Here is a 14,827-nt window from a genome sequence, read left to right as displayed (position 1 = left end):
CTGATGGATTAAGCGCTAGAGGCCGATTTCACTCCAAAGCCGAAACCTGCACCTTCCCCGTGGTGTAGAAAGCCTGCAGGTTCGCCAGGGTCAGCGCTTCCATGGCCTGGCGGGTTTCGCGGGTGGCGCTGGCGATGTGCGGCAGCAGCACCACGTTGTCCAGCGCCATCAGCTCCGGCGGTACATGGGGTTCGTCGGCGTACACGTCCAGCCCGGCCCCGGCGATGCCACCGGTTTGCAGGGTCTGTACCAGGGCCGCCTGGTCCACCACCGAGCCGCGTGCCACGTTGACCAGAAAGCCGTCCGGCCCCAGCGCTTGCAGCACTTCGGCGTTGACCAAATGGTGGGTGGACGCGCCCCCGGCGGCGATCACCACCAGGGTGTCGGCCCAGCGCGCCAGCTCCACCAGCGCGGGCTCGAACTGCCAGGGCACACCGGCCACCGGCTTGCGGTTGGTGTAGCGGATCTGCATGTCAAAGCCGGTGGCACGCTGGGCCACGGCGCGGCCAATGCGGCCCAGGCCCAGAATGCCCAGGCGCTGGCCGCTGACCTTGCGCGCCAGGCGGAACTTGCCCTGCTCCCAGTCGCCGCGGCGCACAAAACGGTCGGCAGCGCTGGCCCCGCGCGCCACGTCCAGCAGCAAGGCCATGGCCAGGTCGGCCACGCAGTCGTTCAGCACCTCGGGCGTGTAGCCCACCTGGATGCCGCGCTGGGCCGCCACGGCCAGGTCGATCTTGTCCAGCCCCACGCCGTGGCTGGAGATGACGCGCAACGCAGGCAGGGCCGCCAGCAGCGCCGCCGACGCACCGGCCGGGGCCGAGGTGGCCAGGCCGGTAAAGCGCGCGCCGTGCTGGGCCAGAAAGGCCTGCGGGTCAGCCTGGTCGGCCAGGCGTTGCACCTCGAATTCGGCGGCCAGCGCGGCCTCCAGGGCGGGGGCCAGCGGGCCGTTTTGCAAAAGGATGGGGCGGGTGGTCATGGTGTGCTTTCTGGCTCAGTCGAGGCCGATTTTTTTGTCCTGGATGATGTGGGCGTAGCGCGTGCGGTCGTTGGCGATGAGTTGCTGGAACTGGGCGGGGGTGGTGCCCTTGGGCAGTGCGCCCAGGTCGGTCAGCTTGCGCTGGGTGTCGTCGGCGGCCAGCACCTCGCGCACGTCGGCAGAGATCTTGTCCACCACGTCCTTGGGCGTGCCGCCAGGGGCCAGGATGCCGATCCAGGAGATGGAGTTGAAGCCCGGCAGCGCGGCTTCGGCCAGCGTGGGCACGTCGGGCAGGGCCGGTACGCGCTTGTCGCCAGTCACTGCCAGGGCCCGCAGGGTGCCCGACTTGATGTGGCCGCTGCTCTCCAGCACAGTGGCAAACGTAAGTTGCACGTGGCCCGCGATCAGGTCGGCAATGGCCGGCCCACCGCCCCGGTAGGGTACGTGCAGCACAAAGGTGCCGGTGCCGCTTTTAAACATCTCGGCCGCCAGATGCATGGAGCCGCCCGCCCCCGAGCTGCTATAGCTCAGCTTGCCGGGTTGGGCCTTGGCGTAGGCGATGAAGTCCTTGGCGGTTTTGGCGGGCACCTGGGGGTTGAGCAACATGACCAGCGGCAGCTCGGCCACCAGCGACACGGGCTCGAAAGCGCGGTCCGGGTCGTAGGGCATCTTTTTGTACAACGCCGGGTTGATGGCCTGGGTGCCGATGTTGCCCATCAGCAGGGTGTAGCCGTCGGGCTTGGCCTTGGCCACAAATTCGGCCCCGATCATCCCGGCGGCCCCACCCTTGTTGTCCACCACCACGGGTTGGCCCCATTTCAGGGACAGCTTTTGCGCCACCAGGCGCGCCCCGGTGTCGGTGCCGCCACCGGGGGCAAACGGCACGACCAAAGTGACTGGGCGGCTGGGGAATGCGCCCTGCGCCAACGCCAGACTGGCCGACAGGGCGGTAAAGACGGCAATGGAGGTGGCCTTGACCAGGCGGGGGGTGCTCGCCATGGTGTTACACCGCACCGTGGGCTTCGACGTACAGCCCGTACACCGAATGGCGACTCGCCCTGGACAGGCAAACGGAGAAGGCGATCTGGGCATGTTGCATACGGTGTCTCGGTGGTGGAAGTGTTGGTATGGGAGTGCGAAACCAGTGCCTTGAGCGGCTGGAGCACCTACGTGGACTCCAGATCGAACTGATGGTAGCGCTACCTTACGCAAATGGTAACGCTACCAAGAGTACAAAGCAAGATCCAATACAGACTTGCAAGCTAGGGGTAAACGCGGGGCTGTGCTGCACAGGGGCCCGGGGCGTGTCCTGGCAAAGGCGCTACCCCACACGGCTACGGTTGGGGTAGCAGCGGTGGGCAATCAGTCCGCCGAAATCTTGCGGGCATCGATCAGCTTCTTCCAGCGGACCGACTCGCTGGCCTGGTAGGTCGCGAACTGCTCGGGCGTGTTGGCCACCAGCTCAAAGCCCACATCGACAAACTTCTGCCTCACCGCCGGGTCGGCCAGAGCCTCCATCAGCGCGGCGTGGATCTGGGCCTTGACCTCGGGCGGTAGGCCCTTGGGGGCGACCACGCCTTGCCAGGAGGTGGCGACCGCGTCGTTCACACCCGCCTCGGCCAGCGTGGGCACGTTGGGCAGCAGGGGCGAGCGCTTGTCGCTGGCGATGGCCAGGGTGCGCAGCTTGCCCGCGTTGATGTGCTGGATCACCGAGTTGATGTTCTGGAACGCGGCATCCACCTGGCTGCCCAGCAGGTCGGTGATGGCGGGCGCACCGCCCTTGTAGGGCACGTGCAGGCCGGAGGTACCGGTTTGCAGCCAGAACAATTCGGCGCTCAGGTGGTCGGAAGAGCCATTGCCCGCCGAGGCAAAAGTCATCGCGCCGGGCTTGGCTTTTTCGGCGGCGATCAGGTCGGCCACGGTTTTGAACGGCGACGCAGCGGGCACCACCAGCACGTTGGGGGCTTGCACGGCCACCGTCAGGTAGTCAAAGTCCTTGCCCGCGTCGTAGGCCACTTTCAGCAGGTGGGGGGTGATGACCAGCGGGCCCAGCGAGGTGACCATCAGGGTGTAGCCATCTGCTGGGGCACGCTTCACATAGGCTGCGCCGATGCTGCCGGTGGCCCCGGCCTTGTTTTCCACGATGACGGTTTGCTTGAACTTCTCTTGCAGCTTGGGGGTGATGGCGCGGGCCAGCGCATCCGACGAGCCGCCAGGCGGGAACGGCACCACCAGGGTGACGGTTTTGTCGGGCCAGGCGTAGGCGCTGGTAGACAGGGCCAGGGCCAGGGACACCAGGGAAAGGGCTTTTTTCATCATTGTCTCCAAACAAAATGGTTGTCAGGCATTCTATAAATTTATGCAGACTTGTCAAACAACTTTAGAGAATTTGAGGGAAGTTGTCAGAGCCTGTCAGAATCTGCGCTGCTCTTCCCAAACTTCCATGACCGAATCCCTGCTGCAAACCGACGGTGTCGGCTCCCTGCCCGACCGCATCTACGCCCGCGTGGTCGAGGCCATCCTGCGTGGAGACTTCAGCCCCCACAACAAGCTGCCCACCGAGGGCGCTTTGAGTGCCCAGTTCGGCGTGTCGCGGCCCACGGTGCGCGAGGCGCTGGCGCGGCTGCGCTCGGACGGCATCATCGACTCCAGGCGCGGCGCGGGCAGCACCGTGGTGCGCGCGCCCGGTGCCGCGGGCACGCCGGTGGTGGTGGCCACGCCCATCAAAAGCCTGGCCGACATTGAGCGCTATTACGCGTTTCGCAGTTGCATTGAAATGGGCGCTGCCGCCGGGGCCGCCGAGTTTCGGGACGATGACGACCTGGCCGCCCTGCAGCAGGCGTTCGAGGCGCTGAACACCGCCATGGAGGGCGGCCACTCCGGGGCGGACGAAGACGTGCGCTTCCACCTGGCCATCGCCCAGGCCTCGCACAACCCGTTTTTTGTGGCCACCATTGCCACCAGCGTGGCCCCGATCCGGCAGTTCATCGAGCTGGCCCGCAACGTGACCGACAAGAAGAGCCCGACCCGCGTGCGCGCCACCCAGGCCGAGCACCAGGCCATCGTGGACGCCATCACCCGCCGCGCCCCCGCCGAGGCGGCCGAGGCCATCCGCATCCACATCCTGAACGCCAAACGGCGGATTTTCGAGAGCACACCGCTGCCTTAGTTTGCTTGACAACTTTTAAAGTTGTCAGATAATCTTGGTCAAACAGGAGACCACGATGAGTACCGCCCAGCCCCACACCATCCGCATGCATGCGCGCGACAACGTCGCTATCGTGGCCAACGACGGCGGCTTGGCCGCAGGCACCGTGCTGCCCAGCGGCCTGGTGCTGAAAGACAAGGTGCCCCAAGGCCACAAGGTGGCGCTGGTCGATCTGCCCGCCGATGGCCCGGTGCTGCGCTACGGCATCCCCATCGGTTTTGCGGCGCAAGACATTGCCGCCGGGAGCTGGGTGCACGAGCGCCTGCTGCACATGCCCGACGCGCGCGGGCTGGAGAATTTGCCCATCGCTACCGTGCAGGCCGAGGTGCAAGCGCCGCTGACGGGCTACACCTTCGAGGGCTACCGCAACGCCGACGGCTCGGTGGGCACGCGCAATATTTTGGCCATTACCCAGACCGTGCAGTGCGTGGCCGGGGTCACCGACTTTGCGGTGCAGCGCATCAAGGCCGAGCTGCTGCCCAAATACCCCAACGTGGATGATGTGGTGGCGCTGGAGCACACCTATGGCTGCGGCGTGGCCATCGACGCGCCGGGGGCCGAGATCCCCATCCGCACCCTGCGCAACATCAGCCTGAACCCCAACTTCGGCGGCGAGGTGATGGTGGTCAGCCTGGGCTGCGAAAAGCTGCAGCCCGAGCGCCTGATGCCGCCTGGCACCATTCCGCTGATCGACGAACGTGCCCCCCCTCCTCCCTTGGACCTGGTGTGCCTGCAAGACGATGCGCACGTGGGCTTCATGTCCATGGTCGAATCCATCATGCGCCAGGCCACCGCGCACCTGGAGCGCCTGAACGCCCGCCGCCGCGTCACCGTGCCTGCTGCTGAGCTGGTGGTGGGTGTGCAGTGCGGCGGCAGCGACGCGTTCAGCGGTGTCACTGCCAACCCCGCCGTGGGCTATTGCACCGACCTGCTGGTGCGCGCCGGGGCCAGCGTGATGTTCTCGGAAACCACCGAGGTGCGCGACGGCATTGACCAGCTCACCTCCCGCGCCAGCAGCCCCGAAGTGGCGGAAGCAATGATTCGCGAAATGGCCTGGTACGACGCGTATCTGCAGCGTGGCAAGGTAGACCGCAGCGCCAACACCACGCCCGGCAACAAAAAAGGCGGCCTGTCCAACATCGTCGAAAAAGCCATGGGCTCCATCGTCAAGAGCGGCTCGGTGGCCATCACCGGTGTGCTGTCACCCGGCGAAAAGCTCCAACAAAAAGGTTTGACCTACGCCGCCACCCCGGCCAGCGACTTCATCTGCGGCACGCTGCAACTGGCCGCGGGCATGAACCTGCACGTGTTCACCACCGGGCGCGGCACGCCCTACGGCCTGGCTGCCGTGCCGGTCATCAAGGTGGCCACCCGCAGCGACCTGGCCCGCCGCTGGCACGACCTGATGGACGTGAACGCCGGGACCATTGCCGACGGCGCGGCCAGCATCGAAGACGTGGGCTGGGAACTGTTCCAACTGATGCTGGAAGTGGCCAGTGGCCGCAAGAAAACCTGGGCTGAGCACTGGAAGCTGCACAACGCCCTGGTGCTGTTCAACCCGGCCCCGGTGACCTGAAGCCTGCTTGCTATCTAAAAAATAGCTGCTCGTGCTTATTCCATAAGCACGGACGGCACTTTTAGCTCTTTTTCGCCTGCTGGTACAGCGGCAACACCTTGGGCAGGTTCTTTTCCATCTCGGCAATGCGGTTCTTGCCTGCCGGGTGGGTACTGAGCCACTGGGGCGGCGCGCCCTTGTTTTGCGCGCCCATTTTTTGCCACAGGGTGATGCCTGCGCGCGGGTCGAAACCGGCGCGGGCGGCCAGCTCCAGGCCGACCAGGTCGGCTTCGGTTTCGTCCGAGCGGCTGAACTGCAGGCTCAGCAATTGCGCGCCGCCGCCAATCACCGTGTTGCCCAATTCCCCCGCGCCCAGCAACTGGCTCAGCAGGTTGGCACCCACATTGGTGGCCACCGACTTGCCCATGCGCTCGCGGGCATGCTCGCGCAGGGCGTGGGCGATTTCGTGGCCCATGACGGCGGCGACTTCGTCGTCGGTGAGCTTGAGCTTGTCCAGAATACCGGTGTAGAAGGCGATCTTGCCGCCGGGCATGCACCAGGCGTTGACCTCGCTGCTGCCGATCAGGTTGACCTGCCACTGCCAGTCTTTGGCGCGCGGGTTCCATTCCACGGCAAACGGGATGATGCGCTCGGCAATGCGGCGCAGGCGCTGCAGTTGCGGGTGGTTGGCCGGGGCCAGCGCCTGCTGCTGCTGGGCCTGCTGCAGGGTTTGCTGGTACTGCGCACGGGCGGTTTGCTCCACCGACTCGGCCGGTACCAGCTTGGAAAACGCCGAGTTTTTGCCCACCTCGACCCCGTCGCGCGCCCACGCCAGCGGGGCGGCCAGCAGGGCAGCCCCCAGCAGCATCGTTGCGCATCCACGCTTTATGTCCATTAAGTTCTCCAATAACAATCCTAGCTACCGCTAACCACCGCACCGCTCAGGAATACCGTGGAACCGGCTTCGCCGGGCCACTGGTATTGCCCCCTGCAAGGGGGTTGGCGCAGCCTGGGGGTGAGTCCAGAACCCACCACGTATTATTCCCGGATGACGCAACCTCGCCCCGCCAGCCCCGCAATCCCCTCTTTGCCGCCCGAACAAGCCCCGCCTGTGCGCTGGATCGACACCCTGCGGGTCTACAAAGAACCGGCCACGCTGCGCATGCTGTCGCTGGGTTTTTCGGCCGGGCTGCCGCTGCTACTGGTGCTGGGCACGCTGGGGTTTTGGCTGCGCGAGGCGGGTATTGACCGCACCACCATTGGCTACCTGAGCTGGGTGGGGCTGGCCTACGGCTTCAAATGGGTCTGGGCCCCGCTGGTGGACCACCTGCCTATTCCGCTGCTGACCCGGCTGCTGGGGCGGCGGCGCAGCTGGCTGCTGCTGGCGCAGGCGGCCATCATGCTGGGCCTGGTGGGCATGGCCAGTACCGATCCGCAGGTGGACCTGAACCGCGTGGTGTGGTGCGCGCTGGCGGTGGCCTTTGGCTCGGCCACGCAAGACATTGCGCTGGACGCGTTCCGCATCGAGTCGGCCAACACCGAGCGCCAGGCGGCACTGGCGGCGGCCTACCAAACGGGCTACCGGCTGGCGATGATCTGGGCCGGGGCCGGGGTGCTGTGGCTGGCCGCGCGGGCCGAGGTGGCGGGTACCACCGGCTACCAGCCCGGCGCGTGGCAAACCGCCTACCTGGTGATGGCCGCCAGCATGCTGGTGGGTGTGGTCACGGTGCTGGTATCCCGCGAGCCCGCCCGGGTGGTGATGCCCGCCGCCCGCAATGCCGCCGAGTGGCTGCGCGGCGTGCTGATCGAGCCGTTTGCCGACTTTTTGCGCCGCTACAAAGGCCAGGCCCTGCTGATCCTGGCGCTGATTGCCGTATACCGCATCAGCGATGTGGTGATGGGCATCATGGCCAACCCGTTTTACGTGGACATGGGCTATACCAAGGACGAGGTGGCGGCGGTGACCAAGATCTTCGGGGTCATCATGACCCTGGTGGGGGCCTTCATCGGCGGCGTGCTGTCGATGCGGCTGGGCGTGATGCGGGTGCTGATGCTGGGCGCGGTGCTGAGCTCGGCCACCAATTTGCTGTTTGCCTGGCTAGGCAGCGTGGGGCACGACCTGCAGGCCCTGGTGTGGGTGGTGTCGGCGGACAACCTGGCCGGGGGCATTGCCTCGGCGGCCTTCATCGCCTACCTTTCCAGCCTGACCAACGTGCAGTATTCGGCCACGCAGTACGCGCTGTTCAGCTCGATGATGCTGCTGGCCCCCAAGTGGCTGGCCGGGTTCTCGGGGCGGTTTGTGGATGCCTACGGCTACAGCCCGTTCTTTACCGCCACCGCCTGCCTGGGTGTGCCGGTGTTGCTGCTGGTGGCCTTGGCTTCAAGGCAAAAAGTGCCTCCAGCGCTTATCAAATAAGCGTGAGCAGCTCTTAATTCAGGAGCAAATTCCCTGTAAAGTTTTTACGCAACTTTACAGGGGCTACAACCGGGATTGGCTGCAAAGGCGCACTATCACTTTACAAAGCGATTTTCCCCTTTCCCCCTTTTCCCCCGATTGAAGATGGACACCCCATGAGCGCACACCTGCTAATGATTGAAGACGACACCCGCCTGGCCGGTATGGTGGGCGAGTACCTGGGCCAGTCTGGCTTCACGGTGGCGCATTCGCCCACGGCCACGGGCGGCCTGGGCATGCTCAACGGTGCGGCCAGCGCCAGCCGCCCCGAGCTGGTGATCCTGGACCTGATGCTGCCCGACATGGACGGCCTGGAAGTCTGCCGCCGCATCCGCACCACCTCGGGCGAGGTGTCGCAGATCCCGATTCTGATGCTCACCGCCAAGGGCGACCCGCTGGACCGCATCATCGGCCTGGAGCTGGGTGCCGACGACTACCTGCCCAAACCCTTCGAGCCGCGCGAGCTGCTGGCCCGCATCCGCGCCATCCTGCGCCGCCGCATGGACGGCACGGCCACGCCGCATAAGGTGCTGCAGTTCGGCACGCTGGAGATCGACCGCGATGCGCGCTCGGTGTCGGTATCGGGCAAGGCCTGCGACCTGACCGCCTACCAGTTCGACCTGCTGGTGACCCTGGCCGAACGCGCCGGGCGGGTGCTGACCCGCGACCAGATCATGGAAGCCGTGCGCGGCCGCGAGCTGGAGGCCTTTGACCGCAGCATCGACGTGCACATGGGCCGCATCCGCGCCGCCATCGAAGCCGACCCCAAGAACCCCCGCCGCATCGTCACCGTGCGCGGCGCAGGCTACGTGTTCGCCAAGCAGCAGGATTAAGTACACCCCCAGGCTTGCCCACTGCGTGTGGCAGCGCCAACCCCCTTGCAGGGGGCAACAGCAGCAGCCTGGCAGAGCCAGTTCTGCGCTGTTCGCGAAGGGGCCTCGCTGCACTCGCCCTGGAGCAAATAACTCGGCGCTCATCCTTTAGCATCCTCTCCATGCAAGCCTCACTTCCCAAAATGTTCCAGCGGCTGTACGTCCGCATCTGGCTGGCCGTGCTGCTGGCCGTGGCGGTGCTGACGCTGCTGGTGGGCTGGGCCTGGCGCATGGCCACCGACCCGCCGCTGCGCGATGTGGAGGTGCGCAACCGCTCGGGCGAGATCATCGGCAAGGGAACGACCCGCCGCCACCGCGCCCGGGGACCGGAAGGCGAGCGCCTGCCCGAGCTGGCCGCCAGCGCCGCCGACAACCCGGACGAAGACGAAGAACCCCACCCCCCGTCCAGCACCGAACCCCAGGGCCGTGGCCCCGAATTCCTGGTGGTGATGCAAGACGGCCAAAAGCTGCTGGTCCACCTGCCCCGCCCCGAACGCTCCGGCTGGCTGCTGCGCCCGCCGTTCGGCTTCTTCTGGACGCTGGGCCTGGTAGGCCTGGCGATGGCGCTGGCCATGTACCCCATCATCCGCCGCCTGACCCGGCGGCTGGAATCGCTGCAGCGCAGCGTGGAGCAGTGGGGCGCGGGCGATTTGTCGGTGCGCGTGCCCATCCACGGGCAGGACGAGGCGGGCCTGCTGGCGCAGCGCTTCAACACCGCGGCAGAGCGCATCGAGACCCTGGTGGCCTCGCACAAAACCCTGCTGCAGTCGCAAAAATCGCTGCTGGCCAACGCCTCGCACGAGCTGCGCAGCCCGCTCACCCGCATCCGCATGGGGCTGGAGCTGATGGGCACCACGCCCTCGCCCAGCTTCAAAAATGAGATCAACCGCAACATCGCCGAACTCGACCAGCTGATCGAAGAAATCCTGCTGGCCAGCCGCCTGGATGCCAAAGAGGCCGACATGGGCACCATCGAAGAGGTCGATCTGATCGGCCTGGTGGCCGAAGAATGCGCCCGGCTGGATGCGGCGTTTGAAGTCGGTGAAGAGGGTGCAGACGACGTGGACGGCGAACACGAGCAGACCTTTGTGGTGCAGGGCGTGGCCAAGCTGCTGCGCCGCGCCATCCGCAACCTGCTGGAAAACGCCCGCCGCTACACCACCGGCGCAATCAACGTCAGCCTGCAGCAGCATGGACAGTACGCGGTGCTGCGCGTGTTCGACCGCGGCCCCGGCGTGCCCGCGGCCTTGCGCGAACGCATCTTCGAGCCGTTTTACCGCCTGCCCGGTGCCAGCGAGACCAACGGCGGCGTCGGCCTGGGCCTGGCCCTGGTCAAGTCCATCGCCGAGCGCCACGGCGGCACGGTGCGCTGCGAGGGCCGCGAAGGCGGCGGTGCCTGCTTTGTGATCGAGCTGCCCTGCTGAGCGAATATCTGCGCACACCAGTTACGTTTGCTGGCAATTAAGTGCCTGATTTATGAGCCTTTACGCATGGGGCGGGCCTTACCATGCACCATCAGTTCCGCCTTAACGCCGTAAACGCTGGCGCAGAACCCATTGGTTTCAACCGCTCAGCACACCTGCCAGAGTGCCTTTAAAACCCCGATGGCGTGTGCCGACAGAAAGAAGTCCTCATGGGAATTCCCTGCCTCCACCGCCTCGGCGTAGCCGATTTTCCCCACCTGGTTTCGGCGCTGGAACCATGAGCGGCAGCTCCCCCCTTTTCGCCACCACGGACGACGGTGTTCGCCTGGCACTGCGCCGCATCGGCGCGCCGAATGGCCGCCCGGTGCTGCTGTCGCATGGCTCGTTTTCCAACCACGGCACCTGTATGGGGCTGGCCACGTACCTGGAGAGCATGGGCTGGACGGCCTGGGTGTTTGACTGGCGCGGTCGCGGAGGCAGCGCCAAACCAAGAACCGGTGCCAGCTTTGATGCCGTGGCCCGCTGGGATGTCCCGTGTGTGGTGGACGCGGTCCTGGCCTACAGTGGCCACGAGCGCCTGTTCTGGGTGGGCCATTCTGGCGGCGGGCTGGTGGCGGCCATGTGGTTGGCACGGCATCCCCGGTCCACACAGCAGAAGATTGCCGGCCTGGTCATGCTGGCCAGCCAGGCTACCGAGGCGGCACGGCATTGGCGGGCCCGTGCCGCACTGCGGCTGTTTGATGGCTATCTGCGCTGGCAGCACACCGCCCACGGCCCCCGCCTGCGCATGGGCCCGGAAAACGAAGATGCCGCCATGATGCGCCAATGGTGCCGTTGGAACCTGCGGCAAACCTTCCACGGGCAGGACGGTTTTGACTACCTGGCGGGGCTGTCGCATCTGACGCTGCCGGTGCTGGCCCTGGCGGGCAAGGGCGACCGGCATATCGCCCCCCCACTGGGCTGCCACAAGCTGATGCAGGCCTTTGGCAGCACCGACCGCAGCTTCGAGATCTGTGGCAAGGCCCAAGGCTACCTGGAGGACTACACGCACAACCGCCTGATTCTTTCGCGCAGTGCCCACAAGGAAATCTGGCCGCTGGTGGAGCAATGGCTGCGCAACCGACGCGACAACAGGGTTTAGTACGAGCAGCGCACCAACTCCTGCGGGACTCCCTAGAATGGTCCATCCATTCTTACAACACGCCGGAGACAAACCCCATGAGCTACCACGCCGCAGCCGACCGCTACGCCGACAAAATGCAGTACCGCCGCACCGGGCGCAGCGGCCTGAAGCTGCCCGCCATCACCCTGGGCCTGTGGCACAACTTTGGTGACACCACCTCGCTGGCCACTCAGCGCGCCATGCTCACCACTGCGTTCGACCTGGGCATCACCCACTTCGACCTGGCCAACAACTACGGCCCGCCCTACGGCAGCGCCGAAAGCAATTTTGGCGAACACATGCGCCGCGACTTCCGCCCCTACCGCGACGAGCTGGTGATCTCCAGCAAGGCCGGTTACGACATGTGGCCCGGCCCCTACGGCCAGGGCGGCGGCGGGCGCAAATACGTGCTGTCCAGCCTGGACCAGAGCCTGAAGCGCATGGGCCTGGAGTATGTGGACATCTTCTACTCGCACCGCTTCGACCCCGACACCCCGCTGGAAGAAACCATGGGCGCGCTGGCCAGCGCGGTGCAGCAAGGCAAGGCGCTGTACGTGGGCGTGTCCAGCTACTCGGCGGGCAAAACCCGTGAAGCCGCCGCGCTGCTCAAGCAAATGGGCGTGCCCTGCCTGATCCACCAGCCGTCCTACAGCATGATGAACCGCTGGATCGAAGAAGAGCTGCTGGATGCGTTGGAAGACAACGGCATGGGCTGCATCGCCTTCAGCGCGCTGGCCCAGGGCCTGCTGACCAACAAGTACCTCCACGGCATCCCGGCCAACGCCCGCATCAACCAGCCCGGCGGCGGCTCGTTCAAGAGCGAACACCTCAGCGAGAAAAACCTGGCCCACGTCAGCGCCCTGAACGACATGGCCCTGGCGCGCGGCCAAAGCCTGGCGCAAATGGCCATTGCCTGGGTGCTGCGCGACCCGCGCATGACCAGCGCCCTGATCGGTGCCAGCCGCCCCGAACAGATCGTGGAACTGGTCGGCGCACTCAAGCAGCTCGACTTCAGCGCCGAAGAGCTGGCCCGTATCGACCAGCACGCGGTAGACGGCGGCATCAACCTGTGGAAGCGCCCGTCGACCGACCAGCGACTGGCCTGAGTACGGACCAAAATGGCTGCCCGTGCTTATCAGATAAGCACGGGCAGCTACTGAATTTGTAGCATTTGAGGTTTCACGTGAAACCAGCCGAGCTTCAGTGGTAATCGTCCTCCAGCTGGTGCCGAACGGCCAGGATGGTGACGGTGTGTTGGGCTTCTATTTCGTACTGCACCACGTAGCCCGTCCGGCCCAATGGCACCACCAGCTCGCGCAGAAAAGGGCTGGGGCCCGCCTTGCGGAAGATGAAGGGCGCGCGGGCGAGGTGGTGCTCGATCTCGGTGGTGAGGGTGTCGATGGCCTGCTGCGCCGCATCCAGGTCTTCTGCCGTCTGCGCCCGTTCGAGCAAAAAGTCGAACAGCCGCAGCAGATCTTCGCGGCCCGCCGCGGTGTACCGGACCTGGTATTCGCCGGTCATCCGAGCAGATTTTTGCGCCGCGCATCCAGCCGACGCTGCAACTCAGAATGCACGGAAGCCGCACTGTAGTAGGTGCCGGTGCTGCGCGCATCCTCGCCCGCCTGCAGGCCCCGCGCTAGAAATTCCGCCTGCACCTGGCGCCGGTGGATGGCTTCGCGCATGGCGGTTTCGATCAGGCCGGTCAGCGTCTCGCCGTCGCGCAACACGCTTTCGGCGGCCAGGCGCAGCGCGGGTTCGACCCGCAGAGAGGGAAAGGTGGCGGTTTTCATGGCGGCAATGCGTTGCAGTTGCGATGCGTTGAGTGTACCGATTGTTTACCGTTCGGCAACACCGCGTTTCCCTGACTGCCCCTTCCAAACCTGCCCGTACACCCCATCTACCCAAATCCGGCCTACCAGCCCCACCCTTTTTTTGGATATTGCCTTCATGCCCTCTTTGTTCGACCCCATCCAGATCGGCAACTTCACCGCCCCCAACCGCATTTTGCTGGCCCCGCTGACGCGCGGGCGGGCGACGCGCGAGCATGTGCCCACCCCCATGATGGCCACCTACTACGCGCAGCGGGCAACGGCGGGGCTGATCATCACCGAGGCCACCGGCATCAGCCGCGAAGGCACCGGCTGGCCCTATGGCCCCGGCATCTGGACGGCTCCGCAGGTCGAGGCCTGGAAGCCGGTGACCGACGCGGTGCATGCGGCGGGCGGGCGCATCCACATGCAGCTCTGGCACATGGGCCGGGTGGTGCACCCCAGCTTTCTGGGCGGTGCGCAGCCGGTGTCGGCCTCGGCCACCACGGCCCCGGGCGATGCCCACACCTACAGCGGCAAGCAGCGCTACGCCCAGGCGCGGCCCCTGGCCCTGGACGAAATCAAGCGCCTGCTGGACGACTACGCCCACGCCGCCCGCAACGCCATGGCGGCGGGTTTTGACGGGGTGCAGGTGCACGCCGCCAACGGCTACCTGATCGACCAGTTTCTGCGCGACAACAGCAACCTGCGCGACGATGCCTACGGCGGCACGGTGGAAAACCGCATCCGCCTGCTGACCGAAGTCACCCAGCGCGTGGCCGACACCGTCGGGGCGGCGCGCACCGGCGTGCGCCTGTCGCCTAACGGCGACTCGCAAGGCGTGAACGACAGCGACCCCGAAGCCTTGTTCGGTGCTGCCGCCCGCGCGCTGGATGGCGTGGGCGTGGCCTACCTGGAGCTGCGCGAGCCGCCGCTGAACGGTACCTTCGGCAAGGCCGACCGCGCCCCCGTGCACCCGGTGATCCGCAAGGCGTACCAAGGCCCGCTGTTTCTCAACTCCGACTACGGCCAGGCCCGGGCCCAGGCCGCGCTGGACGCGGGCGAGGCCGACGGCGTGGCCTTTGGCCGCCCCTTCCTGGCCAACCCCGACCTGCCCTACCGCTTCGCCCACGGCCTGCCGCTGAACCCTGACGTGCCCGCCACCTGGTACAGCCAGGGCGTTGAGGGCTACACCGATTACCCGGCAGCGGTGCACCGTTAAAGTCACACTGGCCAGGAATTTACGGTTCATTTAAGCACTTCGTGCTGATGGAATGGGCGTGAGCAGCTACTTTTTATGTAGCAGCCACGCTCACATTTTTTTGGCCAGATATCGCCCTAATACCCCGCTGCAGTTACTCCAATAA

The 14,827-nt window shown here is 65.9% G+C and carries 14 protein-coding genes; 8 read left to right on the top strand and 6 right to left on the bottom strand.

The annotated features are described in order from the left end of the window. Positions 1-28: 28 nt before the first annotated feature. From AC097O_RS12410 to AC097O_RS12400, 3 genes are all read right to left on the bottom strand, one after another. Positions 29-976 (bottom strand): 2-hydroxyacid dehydrogenase, encoded by a 948-nt coding sequence (locus tag AC097O_RS12410; protein WP_479593123.1) that lies wholly within the window; start codon positions 974-976, stop codon positions 29-31. 15 nt (positions 977-991) lie between these two features. Then, entirely contained in the window at positions 992-1,975 is a 984-nt protein-coding gene (locus AC097O_RS12405; RefSeq protein ID WP_479593122.1) for a Bug family tripartite tricarboxylate transporter substrate binding protein, read from the bottom strand. A 363-nt stretch (positions 1,976-2,338) separates the two neighbouring features. Continuing rightward, entirely contained in the window at positions 2,339-3,292 is a 954-nt protein-coding gene (locus tag AC097O_RS12400) for a tripartite tricarboxylate transporter substrate binding protein (protein ID WP_479593121.1), read from the bottom strand. Positions 3,293-3,419: 127 nt separating this feature from the next. Between AC097O_RS12400 and AC097O_RS12395 the strand changes: the two genes are divergently transcribed. Both AC097O_RS12395 and garD read left to right on the top strand, forming a co-directional pair. Next, positions 3,420-4,145 carry a FadR/GntR family transcriptional regulator gene (locus tag AC097O_RS12395; protein ID WP_479593120.1) on the top strand — a complete coding sequence of 242 codons (726 nt, stop codon included), beginning with the start codon at positions 3,420-3,422 and terminating at the stop codon, positions 4,143-4,145. A 55-nt stretch (positions 4,146-4,200) separates the two neighbouring features. Continuing rightward, positions 4,201-5,760, top strand: a complete 1,560-nt coding sequence (gene garD / locus AC097O_RS12390; protein ID WP_479593119.1) for a galactarate dehydratase — start codon at positions 4,201-4,203, stop codon at positions 5,758-5,760. A 61-nt stretch (positions 5,761-5,821) separates the two neighbouring features. On the opposite strand, the gene AC097O_RS12385 is transcribed toward garD, so the two are convergent. Continuing rightward, on the bottom strand, positions 5,822-6,634 hold the full coding sequence (locus AC097O_RS12385; RefSeq protein ID WP_479593118.1) for a M48 family metallopeptidase: 813 nt from the start codon (positions 6,632-6,634) through the stop codon (positions 5,822-5,824). A gap of 153 nt (positions 6,635-6,787) precedes the next feature. Here AC097O_RS12385 and AC097O_RS12380 point away from each other — a divergent pair, with 153 nt between their 5' ends. From AC097O_RS12380 to mgrA, 5 genes are all read left to right on the top strand, one after another. Continuing rightward, a complete protein-coding gene (locus AC097O_RS12380; protein ID WP_479593117.1) occupies positions 6,788-8,155 on the top strand; it encodes an AmpG family muropeptide MFS transporter in 1,368 nt (455 codons plus the stop codon). 155 nt (positions 8,156-8,310) lie between these two features. Next, positions 8,311-9,027 carry a winged helix-turn-helix domain-containing protein gene (locus AC097O_RS12375; RefSeq protein ID WP_479593116.1) on the top strand — a complete coding sequence of 239 codons (717 nt, stop codon included), beginning with the start codon at positions 8,311-8,313 and terminating at the stop codon, positions 9,025-9,027. 161 nt (positions 9,028-9,188) lie between these two features. Continuing rightward, positions 9,189-10,490, top strand: a complete 1,302-nt coding sequence (locus AC097O_RS12370; RefSeq protein ID WP_479593115.1) for a sensor histidine kinase — start codon at positions 9,189-9,191, stop codon at positions 10,488-10,490. A gap of 277 nt (positions 10,491-10,767) precedes the next feature. Next, positions 10,768-11,631 carry an alpha/beta fold hydrolase gene (locus AC097O_RS12365; protein ID WP_479593114.1) on the top strand — a complete coding sequence of 288 codons (864 nt, stop codon included), beginning with the start codon at positions 10,768-10,770 and terminating at the stop codon, positions 11,629-11,631. Positions 11,632-11,708: 77 nt separating this feature from the next. Next, positions 11,709-12,758 carry an L-glyceraldehyde 3-phosphate reductase gene (gene mgrA, locus AC097O_RS12360; RefSeq protein WP_479593113.1) on the top strand — a complete coding sequence of 350 codons (1,050 nt, stop codon included), beginning with the start codon at positions 11,709-11,711 and terminating at the stop codon, positions 12,756-12,758. A gap of 94 nt (positions 12,759-12,852) precedes the next feature. Here mgrA and AC097O_RS12355 read toward each other — a convergent pair whose 3' ends face one another. Together AC097O_RS12355 and AC097O_RS12350 are read right to left on the bottom strand one after the other, a co-directional pair. Continuing rightward, the gene (locus AC097O_RS12355; protein WP_479593112.1) at positions 12,853-13,173 is read right to left on the bottom strand and encodes a type II toxin-antitoxin system RelE/ParE family toxin; all 321 of its coding nucleotides are present in this window, start codon (positions 13,171-13,173) and stop codon (positions 12,853-12,855) included. After that, positions 13,170-13,442: a YlcI/YnfO family protein gene (locus tag AC097O_RS12350; RefSeq protein WP_479589467.1), complete on the bottom strand. Its 273-nt coding sequence runs from the start codon at positions 13,440-13,442 to the stop codon at positions 13,170-13,172. Before AC097O_RS12350 ends, AC097O_RS12355 begins: the two co-directional genes overlap by 4 nt. Positions 13,443-13,599: 157 nt before the next feature. On the opposite strand from AC097O_RS12350, the gene AC097O_RS12345 reads away from it, so the two are divergent. Beyond that, complete coding sequence (locus AC097O_RS12345) at positions 13,600-14,682, top strand: alkene reductase (RefSeq protein ID WP_479593111.1); 1,083 nt, start codon at positions 13,600-13,602, stop codon at positions 14,680-14,682. The last annotated feature ends 145 nt before the right edge of the window (positions 14,683-14,827 follow it).

This window comes from Rhodoferax sp. LS1P39, assembly GCF_056521425.1.
Note: the sequence above shows the minus strand (reverse complement) of the source record. Positions and strands in the feature narration are given on the sequence as shown.

Bases quoted from the DNA above. Each gene is read 5' to 3' on its own strand.
- garD (WP_479593119.1), top strand. From the start codon at position 4,201: ATGAGTACCGCCCAGCCCCACACCATCCGCATGCATGCGCGCGACAAC.
- AC097O_RS12355 (WP_479593112.1), bottom strand. From the start codon at position 13,173: ATGACCGGCGAATACCAGGTCCGGTACACCGCGGCGGGCCGCGAAGAT.
- AC097O_RS12370 (WP_479593115.1), top strand. From the start codon at position 9,189: ATGCAAGCCTCACTTCCCAAAATGTTCCAGCGGCTGTACGTCCGCATC.
- AC097O_RS12345 (WP_479593111.1), top strand. From the start codon at position 13,600: ATGCCCTCTTTGTTCGACCCCATCCAGATCGGCAACTTCACCGCCCCC.
- AC097O_RS12350 (WP_479589467.1), bottom strand. From the start codon at position 13,442: ATGAAAACCGCCACCTTTCCCTCTCTGCGGGTCGAACCCGCGCTGCGC.
- AC097O_RS12395 (WP_479593120.1), top strand. From the start codon at position 3,420: ATGACCGAATCCCTGCTGCAAACCGACGGTGTCGGCTCCCTGCCCGAC.
- AC097O_RS12385 (WP_479593118.1), bottom strand. From the start codon at position 6,634: ATGGACATAAAGCGTGGATGCGCAACGATGCTGCTGGGGGCTGCCCTG.
- AC097O_RS12380 (WP_479593117.1), top strand. From the start codon at position 6,788: ATGACGCAACCTCGCCCCGCCAGCCCCGCAATCCCCTCTTTGCCGCCC.
- AC097O_RS12375 (WP_479593116.1), top strand. From the start codon at position 8,311: ATGAGCGCACACCTGCTAATGATTGAAGACGACACCCGCCTGGCCGGT.
- AC097O_RS12365 (WP_479593114.1), top strand. From the start codon at position 10,768: ATGAGCGGCAGCTCCCCCCTTTTCGCCACCACGGACGACGGTGTTCGC.
- AC097O_RS12405 (WP_479593122.1), bottom strand. From the start codon at position 1,975: ATGGCGAGCACCCCCCGCCTGGTCAAGGCCACCTCCATTGCCGTCTTT.
- mgrA (WP_479593113.1), top strand. From the start codon at position 11,709: ATGAGCTACCACGCCGCAGCCGACCGCTACGCCGACAAAATGCAGTAC.
- AC097O_RS12400 (WP_479593121.1), bottom strand. From the start codon at position 3,292: ATGAAAAAAGCCCTTTCCCTGGTGTCCCTGGCCCTGGCCCTGTCTACC.
- AC097O_RS12410 (WP_479593123.1), bottom strand. From the start codon at position 976: ATGACCACCCGCCCCATCCTTTTGCAAAACGGCCCGCTGGCCCCCGCC.